This is a genomic window from Cupriavidus sp. CPT47-8839-RL05A (assembly GCF_058792255.1).
Genome location: NZ_JBYTEG010000006.1, coordinates 228,128 through 244,374 on the forward strand (window position 1 = coordinate 228,128; position 16,247 = coordinate 244,374).

The 16,247-nt window shown below is 69.0% G+C and carries 17 protein-coding genes and 2 pseudogenes; 7 read left to right on the forward strand and 12 right to left on the reverse strand.

Annotated features, from left to right (window positions below; genetic code table 11):
• Window positions 1–5: 5 nt before the first annotated feature.
• Window positions 6–1,286: an MFS transporter gene (locus tag AC3WVS_RS09480; protein WP_492318400.1), complete on the reverse strand. Its 1,281-nt coding sequence runs from the start codon at window positions 1,284–1,286 to the stop codon at window positions 6–8.
• Window positions 1,287–1,545: 259 nt separating this feature from the next.
• Between AC3WVS_RS09480 and AC3WVS_RS09485 the strand changes: the two genes are divergently transcribed.
• A complete protein-coding gene (locus AC3WVS_RS09485; protein ID WP_492318401.1) occupies window positions 1,546–2,772 on the forward strand; it encodes an NnrS family protein in 1,227 nt (408 codons plus the stop codon).
• Window positions 2,773–2,781: 9 nt separating this feature from the next.
• Here the strand turns inward: AC3WVS_RS09485 and AC3WVS_RS09490 are convergent, their stop codons facing one another.
• Window positions 2,782–4,023 carry an MFS transporter gene (locus AC3WVS_RS09490; RefSeq protein WP_492318402.1) on the reverse strand — a complete coding sequence of 414 codons (1,242 nt, stop codon included), beginning with the start codon at window positions 4,021–4,023 and terminating at the stop codon, window positions 2,782–2,784.
• Window positions 4,024–4,129: 106 nt separating this feature from the next.
• Here AC3WVS_RS09490 and AC3WVS_RS09495 point away from each other — a divergent pair, with 106 nt between their 5' ends.
• Window positions 4,130–5,050: a LysR family transcriptional regulator gene (locus tag AC3WVS_RS09495; protein WP_492318403.1), complete on the forward strand. Its 921-nt coding sequence runs from the start codon at window positions 4,130–4,132 to the stop codon at window positions 5,048–5,050.
• An 11-nt stretch (window positions 5,051–5,061) separates the two neighbouring features.
• Here the strand turns inward: AC3WVS_RS09495 and AC3WVS_RS09500 are convergent, their stop codons facing one another.
• Entirely contained in the window at window positions 5,062–6,090 is a 1,029-nt protein-coding gene (locus tag AC3WVS_RS09500; protein ID WP_492318404.1) for an AraC family transcriptional regulator, read from the reverse strand.
• Between the two features lie 515 nt (window positions 6,091–6,605).
• On the opposite strand from AC3WVS_RS09500, the gene AC3WVS_RS09505 reads away from it, so the two are divergent.
• Complete coding sequence (locus AC3WVS_RS09505; protein ID WP_010810879.1) at window positions 6,606–7,139, forward strand: hypothetical protein; 534 nt, start codon at window positions 6,606–6,608, stop codon at window positions 7,137–7,139.
• Window positions 7,140–7,214: 75 nt separating this feature from the next.
• On the opposite strand, the gene AC3WVS_RS09510 is transcribed toward AC3WVS_RS09505, so the two are convergent.
• A complete protein-coding gene (locus AC3WVS_RS09510) occupies window positions 7,215–7,523 on the reverse strand; it encodes an H-NS histone family protein (RefSeq protein WP_010810880.1) in 309 nt (102 codons plus the stop codon).
• A gap of 284 nt (window positions 7,524–7,807) precedes the next feature.
• On the opposite strand from AC3WVS_RS09510, the gene AC3WVS_RS09515 reads away from it, so the two are divergent.
• Window positions 7,808–8,218, forward strand: a complete 411-nt coding sequence (locus AC3WVS_RS09515) for a VOC family protein (RefSeq protein WP_010810881.1) — start codon at window positions 7,808–7,810, stop codon at window positions 8,216–8,218.
• A gap of 180 nt (window positions 8,219–8,398) precedes the next feature.
• Here AC3WVS_RS09515 and AC3WVS_RS09520 read toward each other — a convergent pair whose 3' ends face one another.
• Window positions 8,399–9,793 (reverse strand): NCS2 family permease, encoded by a 1,395-nt coding sequence (locus AC3WVS_RS09520; RefSeq protein ID WP_492318405.1) that lies wholly within the window; start codon window positions 9,791–9,793, stop codon window positions 8,399–8,401.
• Between the two features lie 467 nt (window positions 9,794–10,260).
• Here AC3WVS_RS09520 and AC3WVS_RS09525 point away from each other — a divergent pair, with 467 nt between their 5' ends.
• Complete coding sequence (locus tag AC3WVS_RS09525) at window positions 10,261–10,467, forward strand: hypothetical protein (protein ID WP_010810883.1); 207 nt, start codon at window positions 10,261–10,263, stop codon at window positions 10,465–10,467.
• 14 nt (window positions 10,468–10,481) lie between these two features.
• On the opposite strand, the gene AC3WVS_RS09530 is transcribed toward AC3WVS_RS09525, so the two are convergent.
• Together AC3WVS_RS09530 and AC3WVS_RS09535 are read right to left on the reverse strand one after the other, a co-directional pair.
• Window positions 10,482–11,105 carry an N-acetyltransferase gene (locus tag AC3WVS_RS09530; protein ID WP_492318406.1) on the reverse strand — a complete coding sequence of 208 codons (624 nt, stop codon included), beginning with the start codon at window positions 11,103–11,105 and terminating at the stop codon, window positions 10,482–10,484.
• A gap of 166 nt (window positions 11,106–11,271) precedes the next feature.
• Window positions 11,272–11,457, reverse strand: a complete 186-nt coding sequence (locus tag AC3WVS_RS09535; RefSeq protein WP_492318407.1) for a glycosyl hydrolase — start codon at window positions 11,455–11,457, stop codon at window positions 11,272–11,274.
• A 221-nt stretch (window positions 11,458–11,678) separates the two neighbouring features.
• Here AC3WVS_RS09535 and AC3WVS_RS09540 point away from each other — a divergent pair, with 221 nt between their 5' ends.
• Together AC3WVS_RS09540 and AC3WVS_RS09545 are read left to right on the forward strand one after the other, a co-directional pair.
• Complete coding sequence (locus AC3WVS_RS09540) at window positions 11,679–12,836, forward strand: glycosyl hydrolase (RefSeq protein ID WP_492318408.1); 1,158 nt, start codon at window positions 11,679–11,681, stop codon at window positions 12,834–12,836.
• A gap of 27 nt (window positions 12,837–12,863) precedes the next feature.
• Window positions 12,864–13,124 carry a MoaD/ThiS family protein gene (locus AC3WVS_RS09545; protein ID WP_492318409.1) on the forward strand — a complete coding sequence of 87 codons (261 nt, stop codon included), beginning with the start codon at window positions 12,864–12,866 and terminating at the stop codon, window positions 13,122–13,124.
• Window positions 13,125–13,132: 8 nt separating this feature from the next.
• Here the strand turns inward: AC3WVS_RS09545 and AC3WVS_RS09550 are convergent, their stop codons facing one another.
• The 5 genes and pseudogenes from AC3WVS_RS09550 to AC3WVS_RS09570 form a co-directional block, all read right to left on the reverse strand.
• Window positions 13,133–13,396 (reverse strand): gamma-butyrobetaine hydroxylase-like domain-containing protein, encoded by a 264-nt coding sequence (locus AC3WVS_RS09550; protein WP_035823310.1) that lies wholly within the window; start codon window positions 13,394–13,396, stop codon window positions 13,133–13,135.
• 8 nt (window positions 13,397–13,404) lie between these two features.
• Window positions 13,405–14,404: pseudogene (locus AC3WVS_RS09555) on the reverse strand (HEAT repeat domain-containing protein).
• Between the two features lie 24 nt (window positions 14,405–14,428).
• Window positions 14,429–15,235, reverse strand: coding sequence for an ABC transporter ATP-binding protein (locus AC3WVS_RS09560; protein WP_492318410.1), 807 nt, complete (start codon window positions 15,233–15,235; stop codon window positions 14,429–14,431).
• Window positions 15,232–15,914, reverse strand: a pseudogene (locus AC3WVS_RS09565) (ABC transporter permease); the annotation flags it as partial. The pseudogene AC3WVS_RS09565 and the gene AC3WVS_RS09560, both read right to left, overlap by 4 nt.
• 77 nt (window positions 15,915–15,991) lie before the next feature.
• Complete coding sequence (locus AC3WVS_RS09570; protein ID WP_010810893.1) at window positions 15,992–16,237, reverse strand: 4Fe-4S dicluster domain-containing protein; 246 nt, start codon at window positions 16,235–16,237, stop codon at window positions 15,992–15,994.
• Window positions 16,238–16,247 lie beyond the last annotated feature (10 nt).

Here is a 16,247-nt window from a genome sequence, read left to right on the forward strand (position 1 = left end):
GTCGCTCAGGCGGCCTGCGTGAGGCCGACGGCCTGTGCCTTGCGTTGGCGTTCGGCGCGCTGGCTGTAGTGCATCCACACCAGGCTCACGCACACGGTGCCGTACATCAGCATGAAGCAGCTGCTGCGCACGCCGGTCAGGTCGGCCAGCATGCCGAACAGCACCGGCAGCACGAAGCCGCCCAGCCCGCCAGCCAGGCCGACCACACCGGAAACCGCACCGATGTTGTGCGTGAAGTCGTTGGAGATGAACTTGAACACCGAGGCCTTGCCGATGGCAAAGGCGATGCCGACCACGAACAGCAGGAAGGTGAAGACCGTGGGCGTCAGCGCGATGCGAAACCCCTGCGGGCCGCTGGTGGTCTGGACGATGAAGTCGGTCTGCGGGTAGCTCAGCAGGAAGAAGCCGACCCAGCTCACCCACATCACCCACCAGGTGGTGCGGTGGGCGCCGTAGCGGTCGGAGATCCAGCCGCCGATGGCGCGCAGCACGCCGCCGGGCAGCGAGAAGCACGCGGCCAGGAAGGCGGCGGTCTTGATGTCGAAGCCGTATTCGCCGATGTAGTACTTGGTCATCCACAGCGACAGGCCGACATAGCCGCCGAACACCACCGAGTAGTACTGCGAGTAGCGCCACACGCGCGGGTCGCGCATCACGGCGAGCTGCTCGCGCCAGCCGACGCTGGACTTGACCAGGTGCGCCGGGTTGCTGCGCGAGAACACCCAGAACAGCAGCGCGGTGACCAGCATCGCCACCGAATACACGCGCGGCACCACGGTCCAGGTGCCGGCGGCCAGGATCATCGCCGGCGCGACGAACTTGGTCAGCGCCGCGCCCGAGTTGCCGGCGCCGAAGATGCCCATCGCCAGGCCCTGGCGCGAGCGCGGGAACCAGCGCGCCACATACGGCGTGCCGACCGAGAACGAGCCGCCCGCGAGGCCGACGAACAAGCCCAGCACCAGCAGCTGCCACAGCGTGTGCGCATACGAGATCAGCCAGATCGGGATCACGGTGGCCAGCATCAGCACGAAGAAGACGATGCGCCCGCCGTAGCGGTCGGTCCAGATGCCCAGCGGCACGCGGATCAGCGAGCCGCTGAGGACGGGCGTGGCGGCCAGCAGGCCGAATTCGGTGTCGCTCAGGCCAAGCTCCTGCTTGAGCGGGATGCCGAGGACCGCGAACAGCATCCAGACGGCAAAGCAGATGGTGAAGGCGAAAGTGCTGGACGCCAGCGTGATTGCGGCGCCGGGCGCAATGGGCTCCGGCGTGCGTGGGTGGGTGGCCATGGCCATGCTCCTGTGTCAACTTTGGCGGGGGTGATGCCAGAGTAGGGGCCGCCACTGGTGCTGCCTATTCGCCGGCCGCACAGCGCACGCGGGCGCGCAGCCTGCCTTTGGAGGTAGTTCTACCGGCGGAGGTCGCCGGCGCGGCGGCGGTGCTATCGTGCAGTCAGCGTGAATGGCATCCGTTCGCGCACCTGCGGCAAACCGTGCGCCGGATCAAGAAACCGGCGCGCGCCGCACCACCTGATTCCCGTAGCCAGCCATGGACACCATTCCCATTCTTCCCGCGCGGCGCGCGCCACCCCCTGGCAAGACGCCCGCCGGGCCGCCGCCGCGCGGCTTTGCCTTGTTTGCGCTGGGCTTCCGGCCGTTCTACCTGGGCGGGGCGGTGTTCGCCGCGCTGGCCATCGCGGCGTGGTCGGCGATGCTGGCGGGCGTCGCCGCAGTCGGCCCGGCGCCGGTGATGGCGGCGATGTTCTGGCATGCGCACGAGATGGTGTTCGGCTTTGCCGCGGCCATCGTGGTGGGCTTCCTGTTCACCGCGGGGCGGGCCTGGACCGGCCAGCCGACGCCCACCGGCGCCGCGCTGGCCGCGCTGTTCCTGCTGTGGCTGGCCGGGCGCGTGGGCATGTGGGTGGCGCCGGGAACGGCGGCCTTCGTGATCGAGGGCGCGTTCCTGCCGCTGGCCGCGCTGGCCTTCACGCGCACGCTGGCCCGCGCCGGCAACCGCCGCAACTATCCGCTGGCCCTGGCGCTGTGGCTGCTGGGCGCGGCCGATATCGCCAGCCTGTGGCTGCAGGCGCGCGGCCATGACGCCGGTGCAATGCTGGCCTGCCGCGCGGGCGTGGCGCTGGTCACGCTGTTCGTGGTGGTGATCGGCGGGCGCGTCATCCCGATGTTCACGACCAACGCGATTCCGGGGTTCCGCCTGCGGCAATACCGGCAGGTGGAGCGCATGGTGGTGCCGGCCGCGCTGCTGGGACTGGCTGCGGGGGTGCTGCCCTTGCCGGTCTGGCTGGCGGCGGCGCTGTCATTGCTGGCCGCGGCGGTGCTGGCCGTGCGCGTGGCTGGCTGGCGCAGCCATGCGGTAGGCAACCGCCCGATCCTGTGGGTGCTGCACCTGGCCTATGCGTGGCTGCCGGTGGCGCTGCTGCTGCAGGCGCTGGGTGCGCTGGGGCTGGTGATGGCGGGGCTGGCGACACATGCCTTCACTGTCGGCGTGCTTGGCGTGGCGATCATCGCCATGATCACGCGCACCGCACTGGGTCACACCGGCCGCATGCTGGTGGCCGGCCGCGCGGAAACCGCGGCGTACTGGCTGGTGGCCGCGGCTGCGGTGTTGCGGGTGTTCGGGCCGATGGCCTGGCCGGGCGGCTACCTGCACTGGGTGTGGGGAGCCGGGGCGTGCTGGGTGGCCGGGTTCGGCCTCTATGCGCTGGCGTATGCGCCGCGGCTTGCGCGTCCGCGGGTGGACGGCAAGCCGGGCTGAAGTGCGGGATCAGGGGCAGGCTTGCGCCACGGGCACGGCGGCGTGGCTGCCGTTTTCCATCCTCACGCTCAGCCACGCCACCCCCAGCGCAGCCATCGGCGCCAGGGCCGCAATCCACGGCAATGCCGCCAGCCCCGGCCCGTGATCGACCACCACGCCGCCCATCCACGCGCCCAGGCCGTTGCCCAGGTTGAATGCCGCGATATTGAAGCTCGAGGCCAGGTTCTGCCCCGCGCCCTGGGCGTGGCGCAGCACGCGCAGCTGCAGCGGCGAGACCGTGGCAAAGGCCGCGATGCCCAGGATGCCGACGAAGGCCACCACCAGCACCTGGCTGTGGATGGCCAGCGTCATCGCCGCCAGCACCAGCGTCAGCGTGGTCAGCGTGGCCAGCACCGCGCGCGTCGGGGTGCGGTCGGCAAAGCGGCCGCCGAGCACGTTGCCAAGGATCATGCCGGCGCCGAACAGCAGCAGGATCGGTGACACCGCCGCCTCGCCAAAGCCGGACACGCGCGTCAGCAGCGGCTGCACGTAGGTGATCACGGCAAAGATGCCCATCGACTGCAGCACCGTCATCAACAGGCCCAGCAGCACCTGCGGGCGGCCGATGGTGGCCAGTTCGTCGCGCAGGGCCACGGGGGCGCCGTGGTCCTGGCTCTTCTGCACCAGCAGCGCGATCACCGCCAGCGACAGCAGCCCGATCACGGTCATCGCCCAGAAGGTCGAGCGCCAGCCCAGGTGCAGGCCCAGCCAGGCGCCGGCGGGCATGCCCAGCAACGTGGCCAGCGTCAGGCCGGAGAACATCACCGAGATCGCCGAGGCGCGGCGGTGCTCCGGCACAAGCCCGGTGGCCACCACCGCGCCGACGCCGAAGAAGGTGCCATGCGTGAGCGAGGTCAGCACGCGCGCGATCATCAGCGTGGTGTAGTCGGGCGCCAGCGCGCAGGCGGCATTGCCGACGGTGTAGATCACCATCAGCGCCAGCAGCACGGCCTTGCGCGGCATGCGCCGCGTCAGCAGGGTCAGCACCGGCGCGCCGGCGAAGACGCCCAGCGCGTAGCCGGACACCAGCATGCCGGCGGCGGCGATGGTCACCTGCAGGTCGGCGGCAACCTGCAGCAGCAGGCCCATGATCACGAATTCGGCGCAGCCGATGCCGAAGGAACCGGCAGTGAGCGCGTAGAGCGCAACCGGCAGCCGGCCGCGGGCGGATGCAGCGCCGGAGGTGGCGGTGGTGGGGACTGGAGAGGCCATGTTCGGGGGGCGTCGGCAAAAAGAAGAAAGCCCGCAGTCTGCGCCTTTCCGTCTTCAGTAAAAACCGGCATGATCCATAATCAGTTTCAATGGAATCTTGAAAATCATGGACCGGATCGGCGATATCGGCCTGTTCCTGCGCGTGCTCGACCTGGGCTCGATCAGCGCCGCGGCACGCAGCCTGGACCTGTCGGTGGCGGTGGCCAGCCAGCGGCTGCAGCGGCTGGAGCGTGAACTGGGCGTGCGCCTGCTGCATCGCACCACGCGGCGGCTGCACGCCACCCCGGAAGGCGCGGTGCTGGCCGAGCAGGGGCGTGCGCTGGTGGACGACCTGGAAGCGCTGGGCACCTCGTTGCGGCAGGCCGGCACCGGGGTGTCGGGCACGCTGCGGGTGACCACGTCGTCCTCGTTCGGGCGGCTCTATATCTCGCCGCTGTTGCCGGAATTCCTGGCGCAGCATCCCGGGCTGACGCTGAGCGTCAACCTGACCGACAACGTGCTGGACCTGGTCAGCGCGGGTTTCGACCTGGCCATCCGCATCGGTGCGCTGGACGATTCGACGCTGGTCGCGCGGCGGCTGGCCAATAACCGGCGGCTGCTGTGTGCCGCGCCGGACTACCTGCGCCGGCGCGGCACGCCGCGCACCCCGCAGGACCTGGCGCGGCACGATTGCCTGGTGCTGGTGGGCAGCCAGGGCCGGCAGGATGTCTGGCGCCTGGGCGACGGCGCCGGCGGGGAGATTGCCGTGCGCGTGCGCGGCCGGATCGAGGCCAATACCGGCGAGCTGTTGTCCGATGCGGCGCTGGCGGGCTTTGGCATCGCCCTGCATTCCACCTGGCATGTCTGCGCCGACCTGCGCGCCGGGCGGCTGGTGCAGGTGCTGCCCGATTACCCGCTCGCCGACACCGGCATCTACGCCGTGATGCCGCAGCGGCGGCTGGTGCCGCCGCGCGTGCGCGCCTTTGTCGATTTCCTGGCCGGGCGCTTCGGCGACAACCCGCCGTGGGAGCAACCCGACGGCGGGTGAGCCGGCCTGCCCTACGCGGGTGGAGGCGCCGCCGCGCGCCGGTAGTCGCCAGGGGTCATGCCGGTCCAGCGGCGGAAGGCGCGGAAGAACGAGTTGGCATCGTCAAAGCCGAGCCGGAACGCGATTTCTCCGAGCGACATCGCGCCTCCGGCCAGGTAGCCGCCAGCCAGCTCGCGGCGCGCCTCTTCGCACAGCGTGCGGAAACTCGTGCCCGCCGCCATCAGCCGGCGCTGCAGCGTGCGCTCGCTGATGTCCAGGTGGCGTGCCACCGCGGCCAGGCTGAGGGCGCGGTCGCCGGCCAGCGCCTGCAGGGCCGCGCGCACATCGTCCAGCGACGCGGACGCCGGCCGCGCTTCGCGCGCGGCATGGCCCGTGCCCGCGCCGGCCGGTCCGCTGCGCACGCGGGCAGCCAGGCGCAAGGCCAGGTCACGGCGGCCGAACACGATGGCGTCTTCGGGCTCGCCAAAGCGCACCGGGCAGTCGAAGGCCTCGGTATAGCGCAGGTGCCAGTCCGGCTGGCCGATGCGCAGCGACACCCGCAGCGGATGCAGCGGCTTGCGCGTGAACTGGCGCCCGAAGGCCAGCAGCGAGCACAGCTCCATGTCGATGCGCGGTCGGGTGTCGGGCGCCTCGGGATCGCTCGGGCGGATACAGACCCAGGCTTCGTCGCCCTGGCGGCGCAGTTCGATGCGGTCGCCGGCGAGCAGCTTCTGGTAGCGCGCGATGCGCCGCAGCGCGGTGCCTAGCGACGGCCCGGCCATGGCCGTCAGGCCCGCCAGCCCGAGCAGGTCGGTCTGCATCCGGCTGCCCAGCCACAGGCCGATGGTTGGATCGCCAGTGGCACGGTAGACCGCGCAGAGCACGTGGCAGGCCTGTTGCGGGCCGGCCGCCGGCATGGCGGGCCTGAGGTCGCTGGGGTCGGAGTCGGTGTCGGATTCCGGGGCAGGCGCGAGTCCCGATACGTCGTAGCCGCCGTCACGCAGTGCGTGCAGCAGGTCACGAGGCAACGGCCCGGCCTGGATAGGCTCTTGTTGTGTCATTGTCATTATCTGGCTGGCAAGTTGGCGCAAGTGCGCCAGTGCAGCCCCCGGTAACACTGAGATTACGCGGTGCCGGTGCCCCCTTCAAGGGCGTGCGGGGGGATGAAGTGTGGCCTGGGCAGCGCAACGGCGTGCTGGCGGCGGGGGTGCCGCACCATTGCCGGGTTCCGGGGCGCCTGCAACCCGTTGCCTAAAATTTGGGCGCTCCGGTGGGTTGCCGCACAGACCGGGGCTTTCGGGGAGTGTAGGGCCAGGATATCCACAGATTCTGTGGATATCACACGCAGGTTTTCAACATGGGTTTATGCGGCTGCCGCCAAGCGCCGGATGCAGGTATGCTGGTTGGTTTGAGGGCGCGGCGTGTTGCCTGGCCGCGCCGTCATCGTGTGGCATCCATGTCGGATTTGCCGCCATCGTGCCGCCAACGTCCGCTGTTGGCCCAATCGTTCCACCTGCCCGCCGCCATGCGCCATGACCGGTCGTCCGCAGTCCTGCCTCGCCTTGCCCTGTTGCCGATGCTTGCCGCCGCCGTGGCGCTGTCCGGCTGCGTGGCGCAATACCGGGTGCCTGCCGGCGCCCCGGCCGCCAGTGTGCGGCTGCTGACCAGCACCGACGACAACACTTCGTTCACCGTGGTCGATCCGGCCAAATGCCCGGTGCCCGCGCGGCCGCTGGTGCTGGCGGGAACCGGCAGGCAGTTGTCTGCGATGGGACGGGACCGGAGCCTGGACATGGCCGGGCGCTCGCCCGAGCCGCCGGCGCGCACGCGCGAGCGGCTGGTGGAGGCGGGCCGGCGCATCTACGTGGCGGTGACCTCGGCCGCGGCGCCGCCGCTGCCCGAGCTGCGTTGCGCGGCGGGCGTGTCATTCGTGCCGGTTGCCGGCGGCCAGTATGAGATCCGCTACCAGCGGGACGAGACCGCGAGCCAGTGCTCGGCGCAGGTATTGCGCATGCAGCCGCTGGCCGGCGGCGGCGCGCGCCTGACGGCGGAGCCGACCCAGCAGGGCTTCAGGGCGCTGCGCAAGGAGTATGTCTGCCAGGCGCAGTGACGCGCCCGGCAGGCCGATGGCACCATCGATTGAAGCGGCCGTCTGAGGCAGGCGCCCGCTGGCCGCGCAGGCGGCTTACTGCTCGATCAGGAAACGCTCGGGGCGCTTGCCCAGCCATGCCGGCGCGCGGCCGCGGCCCGACCAGGTCTTGCCGGTCTTGGGGTCCATGTACTTCGGCGGCAAGGCGGATGCGGGCTTCTTGGCACTCGAGCCAGCCGGGCGGCCACGCTTGCGGCGCGGCAGGATGTCTTCGGCGGTCAGGCCGTATTCAGTCATCAGGTCCCGGATTTTGTCGATCACGCCGGCGACTTCCGTCGCACGCACTTCATTCAGCTTGGCTTCCAGCGCTTCCTTCTCAGCCAGGAGTTGCTTGTATGTCGCCATTTATATCCCCTTTCTGCAAATAGGCCGCTGCATGGTACTAGAAGTTGTGGTGTCGGTTCACCTAAAAAAATTTTACAAAAAATAACGGAGATTGCACGGACTGATTGTTTGCCGGCCTGAATTGACGGTCGCACAGCCCACGATGCAGCCGGTATTGGGCTGGGCATCGCCCGTTTTGCCCGCATTTAAGGACAATGAAAATACGCACGCCCCCGGCCTTTAGCGCCTAGACTGCTTGTCTGCGCCCGGCGCAGCCCCCTCTGACACGACTACCGGAGCCCCTGATGAGCCAGCAGATTTTTGTCAATTTGCCCGTCCGCGACCTGCAAAAGTCGATTGCCTTCTTTACGCAGTTGGGTTTTTCCTTCAATCCGCAATTTACCGACGACACTGCCACCTGCATGATCGTCGGCGAAAACATTTTCGTGATGCTGCTGACCGAAGCCAAGTTCCGCAGCTTCTCGCCCAATGAAATCTGCGATGCACGGAAATCGACTGAGGTGCTGGTTTGCCTGTCGATGGAAACCCGCGCGCGCGTGGATGAAATGGTCAATGCCGCGGTCGCGGCGGGTGGCAATACCTACAAGCCGCCGATGGATTTGGGATTCATGTACGGGCATGGATTCCAGGATCCCGATGGCCATGTCTGGGAACTGGTGTACATGGATGTGGCGGCAATGCAGGCCGGGCAATGAAGGCGATTTAGCGAAACGCCATTCGCCAAGCGCGGGACCTTTCAGGCAAACCACCAAAAAAACAGCCCGGGAAAGCAGGAAGCCCGGGCTTGAAATCCACCTGGATCACGGTGGAGGAGACATCTGGTTGTCAGCGTCCCGGGCGTGGCGCCCGGGACGCGGCAGTAGCTTTCGGCAGGATCAGATGGCCCAGCCCCCGGCATAGAACGCAGCCAGCACAACCGCGATGGCCACCGTGCCGACATTGAGCTTGCGCCATTCGCCAGCCACCACGCGGCCCACCACCAGGGTGCAGAAGCCGAGCATGATGCCGGTCACGATATTGCAGGTCAGCACGATGAACACGGCGCAGACCAGGCCAGCCATCGCGTCGACCATGTCGTCCATATGCAGGCGGCTCACGCTCGACAGCATCAGCAGGCCCACGTACATCAGCGCGGGCGCGGTGGCGTACGACGGCACCAGCCCGGCCAGCGGCGAGAAGAACATCACCGCAACGAACAGCAGGCCCACCACCACGGCGGTCAGGCCGGTCTTGGCGCCGGCCGCAACGCCGACGGTCGACTCGATGTAGGCTGCAGCCGGAGCGCCGCCGAACATCCCCGAGAAGATCGAGCTGACCGAATCCGCGGTCAGCGCGCGCCCGCCGTTGTGGATATGGCCGGCAGCGTTGAGCTGGCCGGCTTGTCCGGCGACCGCGCGGATCGTGCCGGTGGCATCGAACACCGCGGTCATCACCAGTGCCAGCACGCTCGGCAGCACCGCTGCCGTCAGCGCGCCGCGCACGTCCATGGCGCCGATCAGCGATTCATGGCCGGGTGCGCTCAGCGACGGCAGCGCGAACACGCCGGTGAACTTCACCGCCGGGTCGAAGGCCAGGCCCAGCGCGGAGATCGCGATGATCACCAGCAGGATGCCGCCCGGCACCTTGCGGCGCTCCAGGCCGAAGATCGCGGCCAGGCCCAGCACCGACATCACCACCGGGAACGAGGTGATCTTGCCCAGCGCCACCGGCAGGCCGGGGTGAGCGTTCTTGACCACCAGCCCGACTTCATTCGAGGCGATCAGCAGCAGGAACAGGCCGATGCCGATGCCGGTGCCGTGCGCCACGCCGGCGGGCAGGTTGCGCAGGATCCAGGAGCGCACGCCGGTGACGGAGATCGCGGTGAAGATCACGCCCATCAGGAACACGGCGCCGAGCGCGACTGCCGGCGACAGGCCCTGCCCCAGCACCAGCCCGAAGGCCATGAATGCGGTCAGCGAGATGGCGCAGCCGATGGCGATCGGCAGCTTGGCCCACAGGCCCATCAGCAGGGAGCCGAAGGCGGTGGTCAGGCACACCGCGACAAAGACCGCGCTGGTGTCGAAGCCGGCCTTGCCCAGCATGCCGGGAACGACAAAGACGGCGTAGACCATCGCCATGAAGGTGGTCACCCCGGCGACCACTTCCTTGCGCTGGGTGCTGCCGCGCGCGGTGATCTCGAAGAACGCGTCGATCCGGCTCCGGACTTCGGGGACTTGGGGGCGTGCAGCATCGGCTTCCGTCGCGGACGACGGATAGGGCTGTTCGATCATGATGAGCTGTCTCCTTGCGGGCGCTGCAACGTCCGTCGTACGGACTGTCGTCAGGCGTGTCTCACGTGGTTCTGGTCTGGGCTGGAGGCGCAAACCTGGCCAACCCGCTGTTATCGGTGTGCCGCTTGTCGGTGCCTCTGCGGGCGCGATCCGGGCAAGGCTGAAGGCTAGGTGACCACGCGCCATGCATCATCACCGGCAGGCAATGCGCGGCATGTGCATCGAGGAATATCGAATGTGATGATTGATCGTCTTGGGTTGATGGATTGGCATCAGGTGGCGCTTGCGGCAGGCGGCCATTATCACGCACCCCATATACGGCCTATAGGTACAGACCCGGATGATTCAGGCGCAACTTCTCTATACTAGGGATAACCCTGAGCCGCCTCCCGATCCGGGCCGAACCACGGCTCGATGTGCTTCGTGAGGCGCACCAACTTCGATCCCAACCGGAAAGGATATTCGCCATGCAAGTGCTCGCCGACACCCTCTATCGCCAGCCCGCTCAAGCCAAGGCATCGAAGCCCGCCGCCCAGCCGGCACGCGATGTTGCCTACTACGCCCGCGTGGGCGGCGGCCAATCGCTGGCCGCGCGGGTGCGCGCCTACTTTGCCCAGGGCTGGACCCTGTACGTAGCCAACGCCCGCGAGGCCGCGCCGATCCGCTGGCTGTAAGCGGGCGCGCTGCCTCAGTACATGCCGGTGCGGGCCATGAACGCGTCCAGCGTCCAGCCGCGCCCGAGCAGCAGCATGCGCGTATGCAGGCCCTCACGCACGGGCGCGTCGACGGCCTGGCCCAGCCAGGTCAGCGTCTTCTGGCGCAAGTCCACATAGCCCATCGGGTAATCGGCGGCCAGCGCCTGCCATAGGGCGTTGGCGCCGGCCGACTGGCGCGCCCCGCTCAGCAGGCACAGCCCGCCGTCCAGCGCCCAGCGGTACAGCGCCCGAGCCAGGCCGCGGCGCTGGTAAGCGGGCGCAAACTTTGTGTGCGGCGCCCGTACCCATGGGTCGGCCCGGCGGCCGACCTCGATCAGCCGGTTGAAGACGGTATAACCGGCCAGCCGGCGCTGCATCACATCTTCCACATACACGTAGTACTCGCCGTCGGCCTCGCGATAGCGCAGGCGCAGGCCTGGCGCGCCCGCTGGCAGCGCCGGCATCGCATTCAGGCGGTCGCCGGGTTGGCCGATGCGGTCGTGCAGGGCACCCAGCTCGCGTTCGATATCGCCCGGCGCCAGCTCAACATCGATGCGCAGTTCGAGCGCGCGCGCCAGGGCCGGCGCCGGCAGGCGCAGGGCATGGAAATTCGCCATGGCAAGACTCCACCGGGCTCAGGGATTGAGGATCAGGTAGAGGGCGGCAAGCGCCACCATGGCGCAGAGGGTATGGCGGTAGAGCGGGGACATGTCTGGCTTTCTCCTGGCTGCATGATCAAGCGGGTGCCAGATGGCATCCGCGACATGGGCCGTGCGGGAAAGCTCAGGGCTGGAGGGTGGCGTCCCGAGCTGCCCGCACGGCCAGGAAAAGCACGGCGCGGCGGACCTGGGCGTACGCGTGGAAGCGGTCGGCCAGGTCGATGGCGGCGCCCGCGCGCTGCGCGGCGCGCACGCCTGCCGCCGGCAGGGCCGGGCGGTTCAGGGTGGCGAAGCGGACAGTGCGAAGCATGGGTATGGGGCGCGAAAGCATCGGGGAACATTGCTTATGCCACACTTTACGCGCAATGTCCAGGCAAGTTGCAGGCTTCCGCTTTTAACTCCGTGCTACTTCGTACTCATGGTGGCTGTGGCCGGCCTGCCGGCCACAGCTCCGCCATCTTTAATTGTGAACACTGTCTACATGTACTAGACTCGGAAGCATCGTTCACCGGCCTTCTTGCAGGAGCCAAGATGACGACTTCCCCCATTCCCGAAACCGACACCGGCCCCGTCAGGCTGCTGGTGGCCACCACCAAGGGCGCCTGGTTCCTGACCAGCGACGCCGCGCGTCGCAGCTGGCAGATCGAGGGCCCGACGTTCCTCGGCCATACCATCCACCATATCGTGCAGGACCCGCGTGAACCGTCGCGCATGCTGATGGCGGCGCGCACCGGCCATCTGGGCCCGACCGTGTTCCGCTCCGCCGACGGCGGCCGCAACTGGACCGAAGCCGCGCGCCCGCCCGCCTTCGACAAGGCCCCGGAGGGCGAGACCGGCCGCGTCGTCGACCACGTGTTCTGGCTCACGCCCGGCCACGCCAGCGAGCCCGGCGCCTGGTATGCCGGCACCTCGCCGCAGGGCCTGTTCCGCAGCGCCGACCACGGCGTGACCTGGGAGCCGGTATCAGGCTTCAACGACCACCCGAACTGGCGCACCTGGACCGGCGGCGAGCAGGACGGCACGCCCGACGGCCCCAAGATGCATTCCGTGCTGGTCGATCCGCGCGACGCGCGCCACCTGTATATCGGCATGTCCAGCGGCGGCGTGTTCGAGAGCACCGACGGCGGCGCGGACTGGAAGCCGCTGAACCGCGGCAGCCTCGCCACCTTCCTGCCCGACCCCAATCCCGAATACGGCCAGGATCCGCACTGCATGCTGCAGCATCCCGCCGACCCGGACATCCTGTACCAGCAGAACCACTGCGGCATCTATCGCATGGACCGCCGCGAAGGCGTGTGGAAACGCATCGGCGAAGCCATGCCGGCGGAAGTGGGCGATATCGGCTTCCCCATCGTCGCCCACCGCCGCGATCCGCGCACGGTCTGGGTGTTCCCGATGGATGGCAGCGACGTCTGGCCGCGCGTCAGCCCGGGCGGCCGCCCGGCAGCCTATGTCACGCGCGATGCCGGCGAAACCTGGCAACGGCAGGACCGCGGCCTGCCGGCCGAACAGGGCTGGTTCACGGTCAAGCGCCAGGCCATGGCCACCGACGGCCACGCGCCGGTGGGCGTGTACTTCGGCACCACCGGCGGCGAGATCTGGGCCAGTGCCGATGAGGGCGAGGGCTGGCAATGCATCGCCCGCAACCTGCCGCAGGTCTACGCGGTCACCGTGGCGCGCCCTGCCTGAATGCCATCAGCCGACCGGAGAACTTCCATGCAGGTCCGTATCGCGACGCCGCTCTTCTCCTATACCGGACAGCGCGAATACGTCGAGGCCCGTGGCGCCAGCATCGCCGAGCTGCTCGACGACCTCGACCGCCAGTTCCCCGGCATGCGCTTTCGCATCGTCGATGAGCAGGGCAAGCTGCGGCCGTATATCCGCGTCTTCGTCAACCGCGCGCAGCTGATGCGGCTGGACGCGCCATTGAAGGAAACCGACGAGGTGCATATCCTGCAGGCGCTGGCGGGCGGGTAAGCGCCCGGCTACAGCGCCTGCAGGTACGGCCACGGGTAGATGCCGCGGTCGTGCCCGTCGCTGAACACGATCTGCACGCCATAGCCCATTTCGCCGAGGGCGACGATTTGCGTGTCGCCTGGCCCGGCCTCCGAGGGCTTGCCGCGGCAGGCGGCGCAACGGCAGGCTGCGCGCAAGCGGCCCGGGTCCAGCGACTGGCACTGGCCGTCTGGCCAGTAGACGCGCAGCGCGCCGTTGGCGCGGGAGAGCTCCAGGCGCGTAGGTACGACCATGCCGCCGCTCATGCATGACCCTCCGGCGCGCCGATCTGCGCCAGCGCAATGCGCACGGCCTTGCGTACCTCCGGATCGGCATCGTCGGCGGCTGCGGCAAGGGCCGGCACGGCTGCCGCATCCCGCAGGCTCCCCAGCGACAGCGCGGCCTCCTTGCGCAGGTTGCTGATGGCGTGGGCCAGCTGCACCGTCAGCGGCACCAGCGCCGCACGGTCGCGCAGCTTGCCGAGAGCCCTGGCGGCCTGCAGGCGGACCTGCCAGTAGCGGTCTTCCAGCGCGTCGATCAACGGGTCCACGGCTTCAGGGAATTTCAGTTTTCCCAGCGTCTGCGCGGCTTCTTCCCGCACCTGCCAGGCGCCGTCGCGCAGGGGCCGCCAGCAACGCATCGCGCGCCGACGGGTCGGCAGCCAGGCCGAGCGCGCCGGCGGCGGCGCGCCTGACGTCGGTATCGGCATCGCTGGTCGCAGCTTGTGCCAGCGCGGGCAGGGCTTCGCTGCGCCTGAGCCAGCCCAGCACGGCCACGGCTTCGCGGCGCACCGGGGCGGCCGCGTCGGACAGTGCCGCCATGGCCGCATCGAAGCCGGCCGCATAGCGCAGCTCGCGCAGGCCGCGCCACGCGGCCGCCCGGACAAAGGGATCGCGGTGCGTGACCCACGGCAGCAGGGCGGCACCGGAGGCGGGCGCCTTCAGTTCCGACAGTCCCTGTGCTGCGGCTTCGGCCACCTCGCGGCTGGGGTCGGCCAGTGCCGCGGCCAGCGCCGGGACGACCGCTTCCTGCTCCCAGCTGGCCAGCGTGCGCGCGGCTTCCGCGCGCACGGATTCGGCAGGGTCCGATTGCAGGCGCTGCAGCAGCAGCGGCACGCCGTCTTCATCCTCCAAGTCGGCAAGTTGCAGCACGGCCACGCGTCGCACCGCGGGGTCGGGGTCGGCCAGGCGCAGCGTCAGCGCGCCGATGGCGGGATCGAGATCCAACAGGGATTCGTCAGGCAGGGTGGAAGCTTGCGGCATGGATGGCAGTCAGGTCGATAGCGGTCAGGCGGCGGTCGCGAGCGCGCTGGCCTGGGTGTGGTCGTGCAGCAGGCCGCGGCAGCGGCGCTTGAGCCGGATGAAATCGTCGTCGGTCATCAGCTCGGCGCGGCGGGGCCGCTCGAAGGGGATGGCGATATCTTCAAGGATGCGTCCGGGCCGTGGCGACATCACCAGCACGCGGTCGGCCAGGAACAGCGCCTCGTCGATGTCATGGGTGACGAAGGCCACGGTGGTGCGCATCCGCGCCCAGACCTCGAGCAGCAGGGCTTGCATATGGGCGCGGGTCTGCGCGTCGAGCGCACCGAAGGGCTCGTCCATCAGCAGCACGCGCGGCCGGTTGATCAGCACGCGCGCAATCTCCGCGCGCTGCTGCATGCCGCCGGAAAGCTGGGCGGGGTAGCGCTGCGCGAAGCCACCCAGGCCGACCAGGTCCAGCAGGGCCTGCGCCTCGCGCTTGCGCTCGGCGGTGGGCACGCCCTGCATCTTCAGGCCGAAGGCGACGTTGTCGAGCACGCGCTTCCACGGGAACAGCGAGTGCTGCTGGAACACCAGCCCGCGCTCCGGCGCGGGGCCGCGCACTGGCGCCCCGTCGAGCAGGATCTCGCCCGCCGCCGCCGGCAGGTGTCCGGCGATGGCGCCCAGCAGCGTGGACTTGCCGCAGCCCGACGGCCCCAGGATGCAGACGAACTGCCCTGCGGGAATGTCGATGGATAGCTGGTGCACGGCGGTGAAGGCGGCATCGCCCTGGCCCAGCGCCACATCCAGGCCGCGCACCTGCAGGCGGCCCGCGCGGATCGGTTGGCTCGTCATGTGCGCACCTGCTGCAGGCGGGTCCACGGCATCAGCCACGCACCGAAGCGCTTGATCAGCGCGCTGCTGCCCATGCCGAAGGCACCGATCAGCAGCATGCCGACGACGATGTCCGCATAGTTCTGCAGGCTGTAGGCCTCCCACGTGTAATAGCCGATGCCGTACTGGCCGGCGATCATCTCGGCGGTGACCAGGCAGAACCAGGACGTGCCCATGCCGATCGCCAGCCCGGTGACGATACTCGGCAGCGCCGCGGGCAGCAGCACCTCGGGGAAGACGGTCCAGCGGCGCGCGCCCAGGCTGCGCGCCGTGGCGACCAGGCGCGGGTCGGTGCGCTCCACGCCGTGGATGGTGTTGAGCAGGATCGGGAACAGCGCCCCGATGAAGGTGATGAAGATCATGCTCAGCTCCGAAGACGGGAACATCAGGATTGCCAGCGGAATCCACGCCACGCCGAGGATCGGGCGCAGCACCTCCAGCGGCGGCAGCAGCAGGTCTTCCAGCCAGCGCGAGCGGCCGATCGCCATGCCGAGACGATGCCCGCCACGGCCGCCGCGCCAAAGCCGGCAAACACGCGGTACAGGCTGTTGCCCAGGTGCAGCACCAGCTTGGGTGACTGCAGCAGTTGCCAGGCCGCCGGAACCACATCGCTGGGCGCGGGCACGTTGGCGAAGGTGACGCGGGTCCCAGCCCTGGCGCTTGTGGAGGGCTTTCATGGGGTCATCTCTGTGGTGCTGTTGTCATGAAGCGGGGCAATCAACGCAGCAGGTACGGGATCTCGACCCTGACCGCGCCCGTCGGGCAATCCTTCTCGCAGGGCATGCAGTACCAGCACTCGTCGAACTGCATGAATGCCTTGCCTTTGGTCAGGTCGATGGCCAGCAGGTCCATCGGGCAGACATCGACGCAGACCGTGCAGCCCTTGTCGGCAATACACTTGTCTTCATCGATGGTGACCGGCGCGCTGCTGCGCTGGGCGATCTCATGCGGGGTGTAGGCCATGGCGTGGGTT

Excerpts from the sequence above, each read along its gene's own strand:
- AC3WVS_RS09505 (WP_010810879.1), top strand. The coding sequence starts at position 6,606 with ATGCTTGCCGCCGCCGTGGCGCTGTCCGGCTGCGTGGCGCAATACCGG.
- AC3WVS_RS09515 (WP_010810881.1), top strand. The coding sequence starts at position 7,808 with ATGAGCCAGCAGATTTTTGTCAATTTGCCCGTCCGCGACCTGCAAAAG.
- AC3WVS_RS09545 (WP_492318409.1), top strand. The coding sequence starts at position 12,864 with ATGCAGGTCCGTATCGCGACGCCGCTCTTCTCCTATACCGGACAGCGC.
- AC3WVS_RS09495 (WP_492318403.1), top strand. The coding sequence starts at position 4,130 with ATGGACCGGATCGGCGATATCGGCCTGTTCCTGCGCGTGCTCGACCTG.
- AC3WVS_RS09525 (WP_010810883.1), top strand. The coding sequence starts at position 10,261 with ATGCAAGTGCTCGCCGACACCCTCTATCGCCAGCCCGCTCAAGCCAAG.
- AC3WVS_RS09480 (WP_492318400.1), bottom strand. The coding sequence starts at position 1,286 with ATGGCCACCCACCCACGCACGCCGGAGCCCATTGCGCCCGGCGCCGCA.
- AC3WVS_RS09510 (WP_010810880.1), bottom strand. The coding sequence starts at position 7,523 with ATGGCGACATACAAGCAACTCCTGGCTGAGAAGGAAGCGCTGGAAGCC.
- AC3WVS_RS09520 (WP_492318405.1), bottom strand. The coding sequence starts at position 9,793 with ATGATCGAACAGCCCTATCCGTCGTCCGCGACGGAAGCCGATGCTGCA.
- AC3WVS_RS09500 (WP_492318404.1), bottom strand. The coding sequence starts at position 6,090 with ATGACACAACAAGAGCCTATCCAGGCCGGGCCGTTGCCTCGTGACCTG.
- AC3WVS_RS09570 (WP_010810893.1), bottom strand. The coding sequence starts at position 16,237 with ATGGCCTACACCCCGCATGAGATCGCCCAGCGCAGCAGCGCGCCGGTC.
- AC3WVS_RS09535 (WP_492318407.1), bottom strand. The coding sequence starts at position 11,457 with ATGCTTCGCACTGTCCGCTTCGCCACCCTGAACCGCCCGGCCCTGCCG.
- AC3WVS_RS09485 (WP_492318401.1), top strand. The coding sequence starts at position 1,546 with ATGGACACCATTCCCATTCTTCCCGCGCGGCGCGCGCCACCCCCTGGC.
- AC3WVS_RS09540 (WP_492318408.1), top strand. The coding sequence starts at position 11,679 with ATGACGACTTCCCCCATTCCCGAAACCGACACCGGCCCCGTCAGGCTG.
- AC3WVS_RS09530 (WP_492318406.1), bottom strand. The coding sequence starts at position 11,105 with ATGGCGAATTTCCATGCCCTGCGCCTGCCGGCGCCGGCCCTGGCGCGC.
- AC3WVS_RS09550 (WP_035823310.1), bottom strand. The coding sequence starts at position 13,396 with ATGGTCGTACCTACGCGCCTGGAGCTCTCCCGCGCCAACGGCGCGCTG.
- AC3WVS_RS09490 (WP_492318402.1), bottom strand. The coding sequence starts at position 4,023 with ATGGCCTCTCCAGTCCCCACCACCGCCACCTCCGGCGCTGCATCCGCC.
- AC3WVS_RS09560 (WP_492318410.1), bottom strand. The coding sequence starts at position 15,235 with ATGACGAGCCAACCGATCCGCGCGGGCCGCCTGCAGGTGCGCGGCCTG.